Source organism: Aquabacterium sp. (assembly GCF_044226965.1).
In the GTDB taxonomy this organism is placed as follows: Bacteria; Pseudomonadota; Gammaproteobacteria; order Burkholderiales; family Burkholderiaceae_C; genus Pseudaquabacterium.
The window spans coordinates 24,870-41,339 of the sequence record NZ_JBGAGA010000053.1 but is presented as its reverse complement, the minus strand read 5'-3'; the positions used below and the strand labels follow the sequence as shown (position 1 = coordinate 41,339).

Annotated in this window: 19 protein-coding genes; 14 read left to right on the top strand and 5 right to left on the bottom strand. The window is 70.2% G+C overall.

All coding sequences use genetic code 11. The features are described from left to right. The coding region (locus ACILR4_RS20620) for an ornithine cyclodeaminase (RefSeq protein ID WP_395702755.1) at positions 1-986 on the bottom strand (986 nt) is incomplete at its 3' end. Positions 987-1,137: 151 nt separating this feature from the next. Between ACILR4_RS20620 and ACILR4_RS20615 the strand changes: the two genes are divergently transcribed. Genes ACILR4_RS20615 through ACILR4_RS20605 form a run of 3 tightly spaced genes read left to right on the top strand, consistent with a single transcriptional unit; the run spans position 1,138 to position 2,543 of the window. Next, positions 1,138-1,563, top strand: a complete 426-nt coding sequence (locus tag ACILR4_RS20615; RefSeq protein WP_395702754.1) for an Lrp/AsnC family transcriptional regulator — start codon at positions 1,138-1,140, stop codon at positions 1,561-1,563. A gap of 16 nt (positions 1,564-1,579) precedes the next feature. Next, positions 1,580-2,152: a GrpB family protein gene (locus tag ACILR4_RS20610; protein WP_395702753.1), complete on the top strand. Its 573-nt coding sequence runs from the start codon at positions 1,580-1,582 to the stop codon at positions 2,150-2,152. Between the two features lie 55 nt (positions 2,153-2,207). Next, a complete protein-coding gene (locus ACILR4_RS20605; protein ID WP_395702752.1) occupies positions 2,208-2,543 on the top strand; it encodes a DUF1992 domain-containing protein in 336 nt (111 codons plus the stop codon). Between the two features lie 4 nt (positions 2,544-2,547). Here the strand turns inward: ACILR4_RS20605 and ACILR4_RS20600 are convergent, their stop codons facing one another. Next, positions 2,548-3,207, bottom strand: a complete 660-nt coding sequence (locus ACILR4_RS20600; RefSeq protein WP_395702751.1) for a glutathione S-transferase family protein — start codon at positions 3,205-3,207, stop codon at positions 2,548-2,550. Positions 3,208-3,367: 160 nt separating this feature from the next. Here ACILR4_RS20600 and ACILR4_RS20595 point away from each other — a divergent pair, with 160 nt between their 5' ends. Genes ACILR4_RS20595 through ACILR4_RS20585 form a run of 3 tightly spaced genes read left to right on the top strand, consistent with a single transcriptional unit; the run spans position 3,368 to position 5,699 of the window. Further along, a complete protein-coding gene (locus ACILR4_RS20595; RefSeq protein ID WP_395702750.1) occupies positions 3,368-4,081 on the top strand; it encodes an ABC transporter permease in 714 nt (237 codons plus the stop codon). Beyond that, positions 4,078-4,854, top strand: coding sequence for an ATP-binding cassette domain-containing protein (locus ACILR4_RS20590; protein ID WP_395702749.1), 777 nt, complete (start codon positions 4,078-4,080; stop codon positions 4,852-4,854). The genes ACILR4_RS20595 and ACILR4_RS20590 overlap by 4 nt, the downstream gene beginning before the upstream one ends. Next, positions 4,854-5,699: a substrate-binding domain-containing protein gene (locus tag ACILR4_RS20585; RefSeq protein ID WP_395702748.1), complete on the top strand. Its 846-nt coding sequence runs from the start codon at positions 4,854-4,856 to the stop codon at positions 5,697-5,699. Before ACILR4_RS20590 ends, ACILR4_RS20585 begins: the two co-directional genes overlap by 1 nt. Before the next feature lie 24 nt (positions 5,700-5,723). On the opposite strand, the gene ACILR4_RS20580 is transcribed toward ACILR4_RS20585, so the two are convergent. Continuing rightward, positions 5,724-6,617, bottom strand: a complete 894-nt coding sequence (locus ACILR4_RS20580; protein WP_395702747.1) for a LysR family transcriptional regulator — start codon at positions 6,615-6,617, stop codon at positions 5,724-5,726. A gap of 154 nt (positions 6,618-6,771) precedes the next feature. Between ACILR4_RS20580 and ACILR4_RS20575 the strand changes: the two genes are divergently transcribed. The 5 genes from ACILR4_RS20575 (at position 6,772) to ACILR4_RS20555 (ending at position 11,523) form a co-directional block, all read left to right on the top strand. Continuing rightward, positions 6,772-8,112, top strand: a complete 1,341-nt coding sequence (locus ACILR4_RS20575; protein WP_395702746.1) for an NAD(P)/FAD-dependent oxidoreductase — start codon at positions 6,772-6,774, stop codon at positions 8,110-8,112. Between the two features lie 12 nt (positions 8,113-8,124). Then, positions 8,125-8,907, top strand: coding sequence for a 3-hydroxybutyrate dehydrogenase (locus tag ACILR4_RS20570; RefSeq protein ID WP_395702745.1), 783 nt, complete (start codon positions 8,125-8,127; stop codon positions 8,905-8,907). Positions 8,908-8,969: 62 nt separating this feature from the next. Then, entirely contained in the window at positions 8,970-9,443 is a 474-nt protein-coding gene (locus ACILR4_RS20565; RefSeq protein ID WP_395702744.1) for a cupin domain-containing protein, read from the top strand. Continuing rightward, on the top strand, positions 9,443-10,558 hold the full coding sequence (locus ACILR4_RS20560; protein WP_395702743.1) for a patatin-like phospholipase family protein: 1,116 nt from the start codon (positions 9,443-9,445) through the stop codon (positions 10,556-10,558). Before ACILR4_RS20565 ends, ACILR4_RS20560 begins: the two co-directional genes overlap by 1 nt. Then, positions 10,555-11,523: a YeeE/YedE thiosulfate transporter family protein gene (locus ACILR4_RS20555; RefSeq protein WP_395702742.1), complete on the top strand. Its 969-nt coding sequence runs from the start codon at positions 10,555-10,557 to the stop codon at positions 11,521-11,523. Before ACILR4_RS20560 ends, ACILR4_RS20555 begins: the two co-directional genes overlap by 4 nt. Before the next feature lies 1 nt (position 11,524). Here the strand turns inward: ACILR4_RS20555 and ACILR4_RS20550 are convergent, their stop codons facing one another. After that, positions 11,525-11,842: a hypothetical protein gene (locus tag ACILR4_RS20550; RefSeq protein WP_395702741.1), complete on the bottom strand. Its 318-nt coding sequence runs from the start codon at positions 11,840-11,842 to the stop codon at positions 11,525-11,527. A gap of 147 nt (positions 11,843-11,989) precedes the next feature. Here ACILR4_RS20550 and ACILR4_RS20545 point away from each other — a divergent pair, with 147 nt between their 5' ends. Continuing rightward, entirely contained in the window at positions 11,990-12,337 is a 348-nt protein-coding gene (locus ACILR4_RS20545; protein ID WP_395702740.1) for a PspC domain-containing protein, read from the top strand. Between the two features lie 13 nt (positions 12,338-12,350). On the opposite strand, the gene ACILR4_RS20540 is transcribed toward ACILR4_RS20545, so the two are convergent. Further along, positions 12,351-13,355, bottom strand: a complete 1,005-nt coding sequence (locus ACILR4_RS20540) for an XdhC family protein (RefSeq protein ID WP_395702739.1) — start codon at positions 13,353-13,355, stop codon at positions 12,351-12,353. A gap of 267 nt (positions 13,356-13,622) precedes the next feature. On the opposite strand from ACILR4_RS20540, the gene ACILR4_RS20535 reads away from it, so the two are divergent. Continuing rightward, positions 13,623-14,096, top strand: coding sequence for a (2Fe-2S)-binding protein (locus tag ACILR4_RS20535; protein ID WP_395702738.1), 474 nt, complete (start codon positions 13,623-13,625; stop codon positions 14,094-14,096). Positions 14,097-14,109: 13 nt separating this feature from the next. Continuing rightward, entirely contained in the window at positions 14,110-16,464 is a 2,355-nt protein-coding gene (locus ACILR4_RS20530) for a xanthine dehydrogenase family protein molybdopterin-binding subunit (RefSeq protein ID WP_395702737.1), read from the top strand. Positions 16,465-16,470 lie beyond the last annotated feature (6 nt).

The window sequence follows — 16,470 nt, the reverse complement described above, 5'->3', positions numbered from 1 at the left end:
GGATCCGCCATCGACGGCGTGATGTCCACCGGCTCGCCCAGCCCCAGCTCGCGGGCGCAGTCGCGCAGCAGGCGCAGCGCCGAATAGTCTTCCAGCGCGAAACCGACCGAGTCGAACACGGTGATCTGCGCGTCGTGGTCTCGGCCGCTCACTTCGCCCGTCATCACCTGCCACAGCGCATGCACCGGGAAGTCCGCCGGCATCTGCTGCAGGTCGCCTTCGACCCGGCTCTGCGGCTCGTACTCGACGAAGACCTTGGCCGCGTGCAGCACGTCCGGGTGCAGCTCGGTCTTGCCCGGGCAGTCGCCGCCGACGCCGTTGATGTGCAGGCCGGGGCGCAGCATCGCGGGCGTGAGGATGGTCGCGTTGGCCTTGTCGGCGGTGACGGTGGTGACGATGTCGGCCCCGGCCACCGCGTCGGCAGTGGAGGCGCAGGCCACCAGCTTCAGGCCCGGCACGGCCCCCAAGTTGCGCTGCAGCTTGGCGGTGGCGCGCGGGTCGATGTCGTACAGCCGCAGTTCGGTGATGCCCAGCAGGTGGTGGAAGGCCAGCGCCTGGAATTCGCTTTGCGCACCGTTGCCGATCAGTGCCATCGTGCGGCTGCCGGGCCGTGCCAGCAGCCGCGCGGCCATCACCGAGGTGGCGGCGGTGCGCATCGCGGTGGTGAGCGTCAGTTCGCTCAGCAGTTCGGGCCGTCCGGTGGCCACGTCGGCCAGCACGCCGAAGGCCATCACGGTGGGCAGCCCGGCGCGGGTGTTCTTCGGGTGGCCGTTGACGTACTTGAAGCTGTACAGCGCGGCATCGGCAATCGGCATCAGCTCGATCACGCCATCGCGCGAATGGCTGGCCACGCGGGCGGTCTTGTCGAACTCCGGCCAGCGGCGGAAGTCGGCTTCGAGGTAGTGGACCAGGCGCTTCAGCAGCGTCGGCAGGCCATGGATCGCGACGATGCGGGCGACGTCCTGGGTGGTCAGCAAGGTGGTCATGGCGGCTCCCCTGGCGAGGGTTCGTTGCGGGATGCCGGGATTGTTCGGGGGCCGCGTGGCAATGAATAGCGGCAAGATTGCTTCGAAATCGTCAGGCTCTTGGCATTTCGGCAGCACCTGCTGACATTTTGCTCGGAGCGTGGAATCCGTCATGGACAGCCTGGACCAGCAACTGATCGCGCTGCTGCGCGCCGATGCACGCGCCAGCGTCGCCACGCTGGCGCAACGGCTGAAGGTCTCGCGCGGCACGGTCACCAACCGCATCAAGCGGCTGGAAGACGAGGGCGTGATCGTCGGCTACACGGTGCGGCTGCGACCCGACGTGCAGACCGAGCAGATCACCGCGTGGACCAGCATCACGGTGGACGGCAACCAGGCGCGCGAGGTGATCAGCCGCCTGCTCGGCGAGCCCGGTGTCGCCGCCATCCACGACACCAACGGCCGCTGGGACCTGCTGGCCGAGCTGCGCTCGTCCAGCCTGAACGAGCTGGCCGCGGTGCTGGAACGGCTGCGGCTGATCAAGGGCATCAGCGCGACGGAGACGAGCATCCACCTGCAGACCTACAAGCTGACGTGAGGCCGGTGAGGCGCCGATGATCGTCATCCATCCCTACGACGAGCGCTGGCCGGCCGAGTTCGCGGCGCTCAGGACCCAACTCGCCCAAGCCCTGGGCCCGCGTGCCCTGCACATTGCGCATATCGGTTCGACGGCCGTTCCCGGCCTGGCGGCGAAGGACATCATCGACATCCAGGTTGGCGTGCAGGCGCTGGACCCGGAACTCGTCACGCTGCTGGTCGACAGCGGCTTCGAGTACGTGCCCCGGCATCCTGTCGACCACCTGCCGCCCGGCGCCACCGATCCGCCCGAGCAATGGCAGAAGCTCCTCTTTCGCGGCCTGCCGCCGCGGCGCCCATGCCATGTCCATGTCAGGCCGGTCGGCCACGCGAATCAGCGCTACGCGCTGCTGTTCCGCGACTACCTGCGACACCATCCCGGCTCGCGCATGACGATCGAGGTCATCAAGCGCGAGCTGGCCCGCCTGCATGCGAACGACGTGGACGCGTACTACGCCGTCAAGGACCCGGTGTACGACCTCGTCTGGCAGTCCGCCCGGGATTGGGCGCAGCGCTCAGGCTGGCACCACGCCACGGCGCCGGAGTCCTAGCCGATCGGTCACCGCAGCGCTTGCCGGCCCCGGACGAGGCCGATATCGTTCGCCCATGAGCACCCTGGACGAGCACATTGCCAACATGCTGCGCGAGAGCGAGCGCAACGGCGAACTGCGCGCGGCGCCGAGCTTCGGCAAGCCGATCGAGATGAACGACGGCTATGCCGAGACGCCGGACGAGCTGCGCCTGCCGTTCAAGATCCTGAAGGACGCCGGCATCGTGCCGCCGGAGGTCGAGCTGATGCAGAAGCTCGGGGCCTTGCGCGCCGAGCTGGCCGCGCACAGCGGACCGGCCGACGAGCGCCAGGCGCTGCAGCAGCGCATCAGCGAACTGCAGCAGCTGATTGCGCTGCGGCTCGAACGGCTGCGCGCCACCCGAACGCTCTGACGCCTCAGACCAGCGGAGCCGAGAGCCCTTCGTCGGCGATCACCCGCTGCACCGCCGGCCGCGCCAGCATGCGCTGCAGGTAGGCGCCCAGCAGCGGCCGCTCGCGCGCCGGCGCAGAGGCGGCGCCCTGGAAGCCGCGCGTCCAGCGGCACAGCATGAAGGCATGCGCATCGGCCGCGCTGTAGGCCGTGCCCAGCAGCCACGGCCCGCCATGCTGCGCGAACTGCGCTTCCAGCTGGTCCAGCATGCGGCCGACCTGCGCCTGCGCATGGGCCTGCACCTGCGCCGCACCGTCGGCGTTGCCTTCGTCGACCAGGCGGTCAGGGTAGAAGTAGTGGATCAGCATCGCCTGCAGCGTGTTGGTCAGCCACACCATCCACTTGTAGTAGTGCGCGCGCTCGGGCGAGCCCAGCGCAGGGGCCAGGCCGGCCGCAGGATGCTTGTCGGCCAGATGCAGGCTGATGGCCGCGCATTCGTACAGCACCAGCTCGCCATCCACCAGCACCGGGATCAGCCCGTTGGGGTTGAGCTTCAGGTACTCGGCGCTCTTGTGCGCGTTGCGCGTGCGGTCGACCAGGCGCTTCTCGAAAGGAACGCCCAGCTCGTGCAGCACGATGTGCGGCGCCATGCTGGCGTTGCCGGGGTAGTAGTGCAGTTCGATCATCGGCGGGCTCGGCGTTGCGGAAGTCGGGCCCGCGATGATGCACCAGGGCCGGCCCGGCCGAGGCGCGCCTGTCGGCAGAAGCCCTGCTATGCAGCACGCTGCATATCGCCAAGCCCTGCCCCGGTCGCAAGAATCCAGCCGAAATCCGGAACCGTTGGGAATGGGTGCCTTCTCGCAAAGCCTGTCGCTGGCGCTGCAGCTGATTGCCAGCGCCGATGCGACGCTGTGGCGCATCGTCGGCCTGTCGCTGCGCGTCAGCGCCAGCGCCTGCCTCATCGGCGCGCTGCTCGGCCTGGGCCTGGGCGCCTGGCTGGCGGTGTCGCGCTTTCGCGGCCACGGCCTGGTCGTCGGCGCGCTGAACACGCTGCTGGCGCTGCCCTCGGTGGTGGTCGGGCTGGTGGTGTACCTGCTGCTGTCGCGCTCCGGGCCGCTGGGCAGCTGGGGCATCCTGTTCACGCCCGGCGCGATGGTGATCGCGCAGACCATCCTGGTGGTGCCGCTGATCGCCGCGCTGGCGCGCCAGCTGGTGGCCGACGCGCTGCGCGAGGGCGGCGACGAGCTGCAGGCCATGGGCGCGGGCCGCCTGCTGGCCGCGCTGCTGCTGCTGCTGCACGAACGCGTGGCCGTGCTGACGCTGCTGCTCACCGCCTTCGGCCGCGCGGTGGCCGAGGTGGGCGCGGTGATGGTCGTCGGCGGCAACATCGACGGCGTGACGCGGGTGATGACCACCGCGATCGCGCTCGAAACCAGCAAGGGCGACCTGCCGCTGGCGCTGGGCCTGGGCCTGGTGCTGCTGGGCGTGGTGGCGATCATCAACGGGCTGGTCGCGCTAACCCGCCGCTCGCCCGCGGCCTGGGTGGGCGCCGCCGCATGAAGCCAAGCGACCTGCCGCTGCCGCCGGCGGCCCTGCCGCCCGCGCCGCCGCGCCCGCTGATCAGCCTGCACGGTGCCGGCCTGCGCTTCGGCAGCGTGCAGGCATTGCGCGACATCACGCTGCAGGTGCGCACCGGGGAACGGCTGGCGCTGGTGGGCGCCAACGGCTCGGGCAAGACCAGCCTGCTGCGCCTGCTGAACGGCCTGCTGCCGCCCAGCGAGGGCCGGCGCGAGCTGCACGCGCCGGTCGATCCTGGCGGTCAAAGACAGCGTCCGGTGTCGGCCATGGTGTTCCAGCGCCCGTTCCTGCTGCAGCTGTCGGTGCGCCGCAACCTGCGGCTGGCACTGTGGCTGGCCGGCGTGCCGCGCGCGCAGCGCGAGGCGCGGCTGCGCGCGGCGCTGGAACGCGTGGGGCTGGACGAGCTGCTGCAACGACCGGCGCGGGCGCTCTCCGGCGGCCAGCAGCAGCGCCTGGCGCTGGCCCGTGCCTGGGCGGTGGAACCCGACGTGCTGTTCCTGGACGAGCCGACCGCCAGCCTCGACCCTTCGGCCAAGCGCGAGGTCGAGCAGCTGATCGAGGCCTTCGGCCACGACGGCGTCACGCTGGTGATGAGCTCGCACAACCTCGGCCAGGTCAAGCGCCTGGCCACCCGGGTGCTCTACCTCGAAGCCGGCCGGCTGGTGGCGGACCTGCCGGTCGACGACTTCTTCCACCGCGACGCCCTGCCCGGTGCCGCGGCCGCCTTCCTCAAAGGAGAACTGCCTTGGCACTGATGAAGACTCTCTCGCGCCCCTGGGTTTCGCGCCGTGCGCTCGCCGCATTCGGCGCCGCGCTGTGGCTCGGCCTCGCCGGCGTCCCGGCGCACGCGCAAAGCCCGTTCATCGTCGTCGCGTCCACCACCTCCACCGAGCAGTCCGGCCTGTTCGGCCACTTGCTGCCGCTGTTCAAGGCCGCCACCGGCACCGAGGCGCGCGTGGTGGCGGTGGGCACCGGCCAGGCGCTGGACATGGGGCGGCGGGGCGATGCCGACGTGGTGTTCGTGCACGACACGGCGGCCGAGGAGAAGTTCGTCGCCGAAGGCTGGGGCCTGAAGCGCCTGCCGGTGATGTACAACGATTTCGTGCTGATCGGCCCGGCCGCCGACCCGGCCAAGGTCAAGGGCCGCGACGTGGCCGCCGCGCTGCAGAAGATCGCCGCGGCCGGCGCGAGCTTCGTCTCGCGTGCCGACAAGAGCGGCACGCATGCGGCCGAGCTGCGCTACTGGAAGCTGGCCGGGCTGGACATGGCCGCGGCCAAGCCCGCCGGCTACAAGGAATGCGGCTGCGGCATGGGCCCGGCGCTGAACATCGCCGCGTCCACCGGCAGTTACCTGCTGTCCGACCGTGGCACCTGGCTCAGCTTCAAGAACCGCAACGACCTGACGATCCTGGTCGAAGGCGACACGCGGCTGTTCAACCCCTACGGCGTGATCGTCGTGAACCCGGCCAAGTATCCGCATGTCAAGCAGGCGCTGGCGCAGGGCTTTGCCGACTGGCTGGTGTCGCCGGCCGGCCAGGCGGCGATTGCCTCGTACAAGATCGGCGGCGAGCAGCTGTTCTTCCCGAACGCCAAGCCCTGAGGCGCGGCGTGCCAGGCGCCGGGTTCAAGGCGCCGCCGACGCGGCTTCCCAGCGGAAGCCGCGCAGCGACTCGATCACCGCCTGCTGCCCCGGCGTGGCCGGGCGCTCGGCCTGCATCAGCAGCTTGACCTCGCGCACGATCGGGCAGTCGGCCGTCAGCACATGCGACAGGCCGGCCGCGCGGGCGATCGACAGCGGCATGAAGGCCACGCCGAAGTTGGCGCGCACCAGCGCCTGGATCCAGTCTTCGCGCGCCGATTGCTGCACCACCTGCAGCCGCACGCCGCGCGCCACCAGCAGGCGCTCGATGTGGTGCGAGAACTCGCAGTGGATGCGCTCGCAGTAGTGCTCGCGGTCCAGCTCCTGCATCTCGATCGCCTCGCGGCCGTGGAAGCGGTGGTCGTCGCCGAAGGCCACCACATAGTCTTCGCTGAACAGCGGCGTGGCGGCAAAGCGGCGCGGAATCTCGTTCGGTGAGCACATCACGCCCAGGTCGATCTCGCCGCGGTCCAGCGCGTCGGTCAGCGCCTCGAGGTTGCCTTCGCGGAAGCTCAGGTCCAGCTCGGTGCGGCCTTGCTGGCTGTCGGCAAAGCCGGGCAGCACCTGGTGGAAGTCGATGGTGCACATCACGCCGACGCGCACCACCTCTTTCCGCACGCGCGTGAGCCGGCGCGCCTGCTCGCGCGTGGCCTGCGCGGTGTCGTAGATCTGGCGGAAGTTCGGCAGCATCGCGCGGCCCAGATCGGTCAGCTGCACCGCGTTCTTGCTGCGGTCGAACAACCGCCCGCCCAGCGTTTCTTCCAGGCGCTGGATGGCCTTGGTCAGCGCCGGCTGCGACACGTACGAGCGCTCGGACGCGCGCGTGAAGTTCAGCGTCTCGGCCACCGCGAGGAAATAGCGGATCTGATAAAGCTCCATGGCGCAGGTCTGTCGCGCCAGGCCGCCGAATCCTTACACCGGCGGCGATAACCGCCGCGCATGGCGCGATGAATCCATGCCATTTCCGCGCTAGCGACCTGCTGCCTAAAGTGCCTGCCATTCGCAACGCAGTCAGCACCCAGGCAGCCCCATCATGCATCCCAGCAAGACCCTCGTGATCGTCGGCGGCGGCTTCGCCGGCACCACGCTGGCCCGCGCGCTGGAACAGCGCCTGCCGCCGGATTGGCAGCTGCTGCTGGTCAGCGAAGAGAGCTACACCACCTTCAACCCGATGCTGGCCGAGGTGGTGGGCGCCGCGGTGTTCCCCGAGCATGTGATCGCGCCGATCCGCGCAGTGATCTCCCGCACCCGTTTTGTCATGGGCCGGCTGCTGCAGGTGGATGCCCGCCAGCGCCGCCTGCGCTGCGACACGCTGGCCGGCGTGCGCGAGTTCGCCTACGACGAGCTGGTGCTGGCGATCGGCCAGCGCGCCAAGCTCGACCTGCTGCCCGGCCTGGCCGAGCATGCACTGCCACTGAAGCTGGTGGGCGATGCGCTGCACATCCGCAACCGGGTGCTGCAGCGGCTGGCGCGCATCGAGCTGACGGCCGATCCGGCCGAGCGGCTGGCGCTGGGTCGCTTCGTCGTGATCGGCGGCGGCTTCTCGGGCGTGGAAGTCGCCGGCTCGCTGGCGGACTTCCTGCGCAGCGCGCGCCGCTACTACCCGCGCATCGCCGACGGCGAGCTCGGCGTCACCTTGCTGCACGACGGCGAGCGCCTGCTGCCGGAATTGCCGGCCCGCCTGGGCGACGCCGCCGCGCACTCGTTGCGCCGCCGCGGCGTCGAGGTGCAGCTCGGCACCCGCGCGACGCGCATCGAGGCCGACGCGGTCACGCTCGACAACAGCGCCCGCCTGGCTTCGCACACGGTGGTCTGCACCATCGGCACGCAGCGCCATGCGCTGGTCGATGCGCTGGCCGCCACGGCTGGCGTGGCGCTGCAGCGCGGCCGCATCGCCACCCACGCCGACGGCTCGGTGCCCGGCGTGCCTGGGCTGTGGGCGCTGGGCGATTGCGCCGCGGTGCCGAATGCCGAGGACGGCAGCATCAGCCCACCGACCGCGCAGTTCGCGGTGGCGCAGGCGCAGCAGCTGGCCGAGAACCTGCTGGCGCGGCTGCAGGGCCGGCCGACGATGCCGTTTGCCTACCGCTCGCGCGGAATGATGGCCACCACCGGCCACCACAAGGGCGTGGCGCTGCTGTTCGGCCTGCAGCTCACCGGCCTGCCGGCCTGGCTGCTGTGGCGCGCCTACTACCTGAGCCGGCTGCCGACCTTCGGCCGCAAGTTGCGCATCTGGGTCGAGTGGACCTGGAGCCTGTTCTTCCCGCTGGACATCACGCACCTGCGCTTCACCCGCACCGCGGAGGCGCAGGCCGCGCAGGAGCCGGCCGCCGCGTCTTCTTCCTCGTCCGAACACGCCCACTTTTCACGTTAGGAGCATTGCACCATGTTCATCGGCAAGACCGCCCTCGTCACCGGTTCCACCTCGGGCATCGGGCTGGGCATCGCCCGCACGCTGGCCGCGCAGGGCGCCAACATCATCCTCAACGGCTTCGGCGACAAGCGCGAGATCGAGGCGCTGCGCAGGAAAATGGCCGAGCAGCACGACGTGCAGGTGCGCTACGACGGCGCCGACATGGGCCGGCCCGAGGCCATCGAGGACATGATGGGCAAGGCGCTGTCGGAGTTCGACAGCATCGACCTGCTGGTCAACAACGCCGGCATCCAACACGTGGCGCCGGTGGACGAGTTCCCGGTCGACAAGTGGTACGCGATCCTCGCGATCAACCTCTCGGCCACCTTCCACACCACCCGGCTGGCGCTGCCGGCGATGAAGCGCAAGGGCTTCGGCCGCATCGTCAACGTGGCCTCGGCCCATGCGCTGGTGGCCAGCAAGTTCAAGTCGGCCTACGTCACCGCCAAGCATGGCGTGGCCGGTTTCACGAAGACCGTGGCGCTGGAGGTGGCCGAGGCCGGCATCACCGTCAACGCCGTCTGCCCCGGCTATGTGCTGACGCCGCTGGTCGAGCAGCAGATCCCCGACACCGCGAAGGCGCGCGGCATCTCGCAGCAGGAAGTCATCCGCGATGTGCTGCTGGCCGCGCAGCCGACCAAGCGCTTCGTCACGGTCGAGCAGGTGGCCGCGCTGACCGCCTTCCTGTGCTCGGACGATGCGGCATCCATCACCGGCGCAGTGCTCCCCATCGAAGGCGGCTGGACCGCGCAATGAGTTCCCGTCCCGGGCCGCAGGATGCGGCCCATTTCCTCCTCATCCCCATTCTGGAGATCACCATGCAATCCACGTTCAAGCTCTCGCTTGCCAGCCTCGCGCTGGCCACCTTCACGCTCGCGGCGCAGGCCGGCGAGTGCCCGGCCGACAAGGTCGCGACCAATGCGCTGGCCGGTGCGGCCACCGCGCCGGCCGGCGTCACCGACACCGAGCTGGCCTCGGTCGACCTGGCCAAGGAAAACGTCAAGCTCAGCCAGCGCCGGCTGCGCATGCGCCACATGACCATCGCCCCCGGCGGCATCGTGCCCTTCCACAGCCACGAGGACCGGCCCGCCCTGATCATGGTCAACAGCGGCGAGATCTACGAGCACTCGAGCAAGTGCGCGGTGCCCATCCTGCACAAGGCCGGCGACATCTCGAAGGAGTTCCTCGGCACCAAGCACTGGTGGAAGAACACCGGCAGCCAGCCGGTCGAACTGACGATCGCCGACATCGTCAACGACAAGAAGCCCGAGACGATGATGGAGATGATGTGATGGCACGCCAGCACCCCTCTTCCAGGAGCGCCACGCTGCCGGGCCAGGTGGTGCTGGTGCTGCAGGGCGGTGGCGCCCTGGGCGCCTACCAGCTGGGCGTCTACGAGGCGCTGCACGAGGCCGGCATCGAGCCGGACTGGGTCATCGGCACCTCGATCGGCGCGATCAACGGCGCGCTGATCGCGGGCAATGCGCCCGAGCATCGGCTCGAACGGCTGCAGGCCTTCTGGCAGCATGTGGAACAGCAGATGCCGCTGGCCGGGCCGATGGACTGGCTGGGCATGGGCAACCTGCTGGCCAACATGACGACGGTGATGCGCGGCATCCCCGCCTTCTTCACGCCCAACCATGCGGCGCTGCGTGGCGCGCGGGCCGCGGTGGGCGTCGAGCAGGCGGCCTACTACAGCACCGCGCCGCTGCGCGACACGCTGGCCGCGCTGGTCGACTTCGAATCGCTGCAGGGCGGCCCGACGCGGCTGACCGTCGGCGCGGTCAACGCCTGCAGCGGCGCGATGCGCTACTTCGACAGCCGCGACGAGGCGCTGGGCGTCGACCATGTGATGGCCTCGGGCGCGCTGCCGCCGGCCTTTCCCGCGGTGCGCATCGACGGCCAGCCCTATTGGGACGGCGGCATCTACTCGAACACGCCGATCGAGGCGGTGCTGGACGACAAGCCGCGGCGCGATTCGCTGATCTTCGCGGTCAACGTCTGGCACCAGACCGGGCCCGAGCCGGAATCGATCTGGCAGGTGATGGGCCGGCAGAAGGACATCCAGTACGCCAGCCGGGCCGACAGCCACATCGCGCGGCAGAAGCAGATCCACCGCCTGCGCCATGTGATCCGCGAGCTACAGAAGCAGCTGCCGGCCGCGAAGCAGAACGACCCGAAGGTCAAGGAACTCGCCGCCTGGGGCTGCGGCACCACGATGCATGTGGCGCACCTGGTGGCGCCGCGGCTCGAAGGCGAGGACCACACCAAGGACATCGACTTCACGCCCGCCGGCGTGCGCGCGCGCCGCGAGGCCGGGCATGCGGACACGCTGCGCATGATCGAACGCGCGCCGTGGCAGGCGCCGGCCGACCCGATCGAAGGCGTGGTCGAGCACGTGGCATGAATCCCTGGCTCCAGACCGCCGCGTTCGCGGCGGCCGCGCTGTGCGCGCTGACGATGGGCTACGCGATCCAGCGCGGCGCCACCTGCACCGTGGCCGCGGTGGACGAGCTGCTGCGGCAGCGCCGCGCCGCGCGGCTGCGCGCGCTGCTGGAGGCTGCGCTGTGGGTCGGCGGCGGGCTGCTGCTGGCGCGGCATCTGCACTGGATGGACGCGCCTCTGAATGGTTATTCCCTCAGTGCCTGGACCGTGGCCGGCGCCGCGCTGCTGGGCTTCGGCGCCTACATCAATCGCGCCTGCGTGTTCGGCGCCATCGCGCGGCTGGGCTCGGGCGAATGGGCCTACGTGGCCACGCCGCTGGGCTTCTACCTCGGCTGCGTCAGCGTCGCGACCGTGTTCGCGCCGCCGACGGCGCAGGCGCTGCCGGCCGGCTCGGCGGTGCTGCAGGCGCCGGGCTGGGTGCTGGCGGCCTTCGTCGCCTATCTCGCCTGGCGTATCGGCCAGCCGCTGCTGGACCGCCTATCGCGTGAAAAGCGCGTCCACGAACTGATCGAAGGCCGCTGGCCGCCGCATGTGGCGACGCTGGTGATCGGCCTGAGCTTCCTGGCAATGCTGCTGCTGGTGGGCGCCTGGGCCTACACCGACGTGCTGGCCGAGCTGGCGCATGGCATGGCCGGCAGCCTGCTCGCGCGCAGCGCGCTGCTGCTGTGCCTGCTGGCCGGCGCGATGCTGGGCGGCTGGCGCGCCGGGCGCCTGGCGGCGCAGTGGCCCAGCGGCGCGCAGATCCTGCGCTGCGCCGCCGGCGGCCTGCTGATGGGCTGGGGCAGCCTCTTGATCCCCGGCGGCAACGACGGGCTGATCCTGGTCGGCATGCCGCTGCTGTGGCCCTATGCCTGGGTGGCGTTCGCGACCATGTGCGCGGTGATCGCGGCGGCCCAGGGCTGGCAGCTGCGGCGCGCCGCGGCCTGAGTCACGCCGGCGGCAACACGGCCGGCGGCGGCCAGCCCAGCAGTTCGGCCAGCCGCGTCGTCACCCACCAGGCCTCGGCGGCGCTGAAGCCGGCCTCGGCGCTGCCCAGCCCGGCCTGCGTGCGCGAGAGCACGATGTCCTCGGCCAGGCCCAGGTCGTGGTGCAGCGCCTGGCTGCGCTCCACCAGCATCTGCGCCATGTCCTCGCACAGCTCGTAGCGGGCGCGGAATGCCGCCAGCGGCAGCTGCAGGCGGCCGCGCGCGTCGGCATGCAGGGCGTGGAACGAAGGCGGAATCGGGATCTGGTAGTCGTCGGACATCGCCACCGCATTGTCCGGCCACCGCACGCTCCATCGCAGGTTCGCCCGGCACCATGCCGCCCGGGCTGCAGCCTGTCGCATCGCAAGCCACGGCGCGCCGGCACCGACTACGCTTGTGTCATTGCTTCCGTTGGCAGGAGATGAACCATGGCAATGAGCGACGAACTGGCCCGTCTGGGCGACCTGCACCAGCGCGGCGTGCTGTCCGACGACGAATTCGCCCGGGCCAAGGCCCGCGTGCTTGACGGCGGCTCGGCCGCCAGCAGCGGCGTGGCGGCGATCAACAGCCTGCGCCGCAGCGTGGCCGACCGCTGGCTCGGCGGCGTGTGCGGCGGCCTGGGCGAATTCACCGGCGTCTCGGCCTGGGTGTGGCGGCTGTGCTTCGCGCTGATGGTGCTGTGCGCGGGCACCGGCATGCTGGCCTATGTGCTGCTGTGGATCTTCGTGCCCTCGCAGGCCGCGGCGCGGCCGCTGCCGGCTCTCGGCAGTCGCTGACAGGCCGCGGCCTTCAGCTCACGCAGCCGGCCTCCACCGCCTGCTGCGGCTTCACGTTCACCGGCTCGGGAATCCAGTAGCCGTAACGCACCGCGGTCAGCTCCGCCAGGATGCTGACCGCGATTTCCGGCGGCGTGCGCGCGCCGTTCTTCAGCCCCACCGGGCCGTGCAGCCGCGCCAGTTGCTCCTCGGTCATGCCGAAGTGCTCGATCAGGCGCTGCTTGCGCTTGGCCTGGTTCGCGCGCGAACCGATCGCGCCGATGTAGAACGCATCGCTCTTCAGCGCTTCCATCAGCGCCAGGTCGTCGAGCTTGGGGTCGTGCGTCAGCGCGATGATGGCGGTGTGGCCGTCGGGCTTCAGCGCGGTCACGGTGTCGTCGGGCATCGTGCGCAGCAACGTGGCGCCGGGCACCACGAAGCCTTCGGCGTATTCCTCGCGCGGGTCGCACACCAGCACCTCGTAGCCCAAAGCGCCGGCCATCTGCGCCAGGTACTGCGTCATCTGCCCGGCGCCGATCAGCAGCAGCCGCCAGTGCGGGCCGTGGTGGGTGGTGAGCGTGGTGTCGGTGAGCTGCAGTTCGTCGGTGTCGGTGGCCGGCTGCAGTTCGACCTCGCCGCTGGCGATGGTCAGCACGCGCCGCACGCGTTCGCCGCGCGACAGGCGTTCGAGCAGTTCGTTCAGCCGCGTGCGCGGGGCCACCGGTTCGAGCACCAGCTCGATCAGGCCACCGCAAGGCAGGCCGAAGCGGTGCGCGGCATCGGCATCGATGCCGTAGCGCACGACCTTGGGCACGCCCGCGGCCAGCACGCCCTCGCGCGCCTTGTCGATCAGGTCGTCTTCGATGCAGCCGCCCGACACCGAACCTGCCACCAGGCCGTCATCGCGGATGGCCACCGCCGAGCCCGGCGGGCGCGGCGCCGAGCCCCAGGTGCGGGTGATGGTGCCCAGCACCACGCGGTGGCCGGCGGCCGTCCACGCGGCCACCTGGCGCCAGATGTTCAGATCGACGTTGTCCATAGCGGGGTCCTGCCTGCCACCGGGGGGACCGACGGTAGGCGAGGCGCCACCCGAACATCGACCCCGGTGAAACCCTGATTCTGCGCCGCCGGTCATGCCCTTGTCGGACAAGTGATTCAAGCTGGAGCAACCCGCTGGGCTGTTCCGCTTCGCTTCAGGGTTTACCCATTGGTGCGTGGCGAGACCGGCAGTCCTAGGATTGTTTGCATCGGGGGACCGGCGGCTGACTGGTGCCCGATCACTTTCTCTCAAAGGAGACGCGAACAAATGGCCACGACGATCACGCTGAAGGTCAACGGCAAGTCCGTGACCCGCGAAGTGCAGCCGCAGACGCTGCTGGTGGAGTTCATCCGCGAGGACCTGCGGCTGACCGGCACGCACGTGGGCTGCGACACCTCGCAGTGCGGCGCCTGCACCGTGCACCTGAACGGCCGCGCGGTGAAGAGCTGCAACACGCTGGCGGTGCAGGCCAACGGCGGCGAGCTCACCACCATCGAAGGCCTGGCCGCGGCCGACGGCACGCTGCACCCGATGCAGGCCGCCTTCCGCGCCTGCCACGGCCTGCAGTGCGGCTTCTGCACCCCGGGCATGGTGATGAGCGCGGTCGACTTGGTGCAGCACCACCGCTGCGGCTCGGAAGCCGAGGTGCGTGAAGGCCTGGAAGGCAACATCTGCCGCTGCACCGGGTACCACAACATCGTCAAGGCCGTGCAGCAAGGCGCTGCCGCCATGAAGGCCTGAGGAGGCGACCACCATGAACGCACGCCAAGGTTTCGTCGGCCAATCCGTCGAGCGGCGCGAGGACGCGCGCTTCCTCACCGGCAAGGGCCAGTACACCGATGACATCTCGCTGCAGGGCCAGACCTACGGCTACTTCCTGCGCAGCCCCTACGCCCACGCCCGCATCAAGAGCCTGGACACCACCGAGGCCGCCAAGGCCGAGGGCGTGCTGGGCATCTTCACCGGCGAGCATTTCAAGGCCGTCGGCGGCCTGCCCTGCGGCTGGCTGATCAACAGCCTGGACGGCACGCCGATGAAGGAGCCCAAGCACCCGGTGCTGGCCGACGGCAAGGTGCGCTACGTCGGCGACCGCGTCGCGCTGGTCGTTGCCGAGACGCTGGAGCAGGCCAAGGCCGCCGCCGCGCTGATCGAGGTCGACTACGACGAGCTGCCGCCGGTGATCGACACCGCGAAGGCCGCCGGTGCCGCCTCGGCCGTGCATGACGAAGCGCCCGGCAATGTCTGCTACCACTGGGGCATCGGCGAGAAGGACGGCACCGACGCCGCGTTCAAGACCGCCGCGCACGTCACGACGCTGAGCTTCCGCAACAACCGGCTGATCCCGAACGCGATGGAGCCGCGCGCGGCCAACGCCAGCTACGACGCCAATGCCGACAGCTACACGCTGTACGTCAGCAACCAGAACCCGCACGTCGAGCGGCTGCTGATGTGCGCCTTCGTGCTGGGCATTCCCGAGCACAAGATGCGCGTGGTGGCGCCCGACGTCGGCGGCGGCTTCGGCTCGAAGATCTACCTCTACGGCGAAGAGACCGCGCTGGTGTTCGCCAGCAAGCACATCAAGCGCCCGATCAAGTGGACCTGCGAGCGCGGCGAGGCCTTCCTGTCCGACGCGCATGGCCGCGACCACGTCACCACCGCCAAGCTGGCGCTGGACAAGGACGGCCACTTCCTCGCGCTGCGCGCGGACACCACCGCCAACATGGGCGCCTACCTGTCGACCTTCGCGTCCTGCATCCCGACCATCCTGCACGCCACGCTGCTGGCCGGCCAGTACAAGACGCCGAAGATCTGGTGCGAGGTGACCGCGGTGTTCACCAACACCGCGCCGGTGGACGCCTACCGCGGCGCCGGCCGGCCCGAGGCCACCTACCTGCTCGAGCGCATCGTCGAGACCGCCGCGCACGAGATGAAGATGGACCCGGCCGAGATCCGCCGCCGCAACTTCATCACCGAGTTCCCGTATGCCACGCCGGTGGGCCTGACCTACGACACCGGCGACTACGACGCGACGATGCGCCGCGCGGTCGAGCTGGCCGACGTCGGCGGCTTCGCGGCGCGCAAGGCCGCCAGCGAGGCCAAGGGCTTCAAGCGCGGCCTCGGCTATGCGGCCTACATCGAGGCCTGCGGCATTGCGCCCTCGTCGGTGGCCGGCGCCCTGGGCGCGCGGGCCGGCCTGTTCGAAGCGGGTGAAGTGCGCGTGCACCCCACCGGCAAGGTCACCATCTTCACCGGCAGCCACAGCCACGGCCAGGGCCACGAGACCACCTTCGCGCAGGTGGTGGCCGACAAGCTGGGCCTGCCGCTGGAGGACATCAGCATCGAGCACGGCGACACCGGCAAGGTCCTGTTCGGCATGGGCACCTACGGCAGCCGCTCGCTGGCGGTGGGCGGCACGGCCATCGTCAAGGCGCTGGACAAGATCGTCGCCAAGGGCAAGAAGATCGCCGCGCACCTGCTGGAGGCGGCCGATTCGGACATCGTGTTCGAAGGCGGCCAGTTCAAGGTCACCGGCACCGACAAGGCCGTGCCCTTCGCCAGCGTCGCGCTCACCGCCTACGTGCCGCACAACTTCCCGCACGACAAGCTCGAGCCCGGCCTGAACGAGAACGCGTTCTACGACCCGAGCAACTTCACCTACCCGGCCGGCACCTACATCTGCGAGGTCGAGATCGACCCGGCCACCGGCAAGACGACGATCGAGAAGTTCACCGCGGTCGACGACTTCGGCAACATCATCAACCCGATGATCGTCGAGGGCCAGGTGCATGGCGGCATCGCGCAGGGCATTGGCCAGGCGATGCTGGAGCATGGCGTGTACGACACCGAGTCCGGCCAGCTGCTCACCGGCAGCTACATGGACTACGCGATGCCGCGCGCCGACGACCTGCCCAGCTTCACGGTGGAAACCGCCAAGGGCACGCCCTGCACCCACAACCCGCTGGGGGTGAAGGGCTGCGGCGAGGCCGGCGCCATCGGCTCGCCGCCGGCGGTGATCAACGCCATCTGCCATGCGCTGGGCGTGAAGGACGTGCCGATGCCGGCCACCCCCTACACTGTCTGGCAGGCCGCTCAGTCGGCCAATCGCTGAACCCCG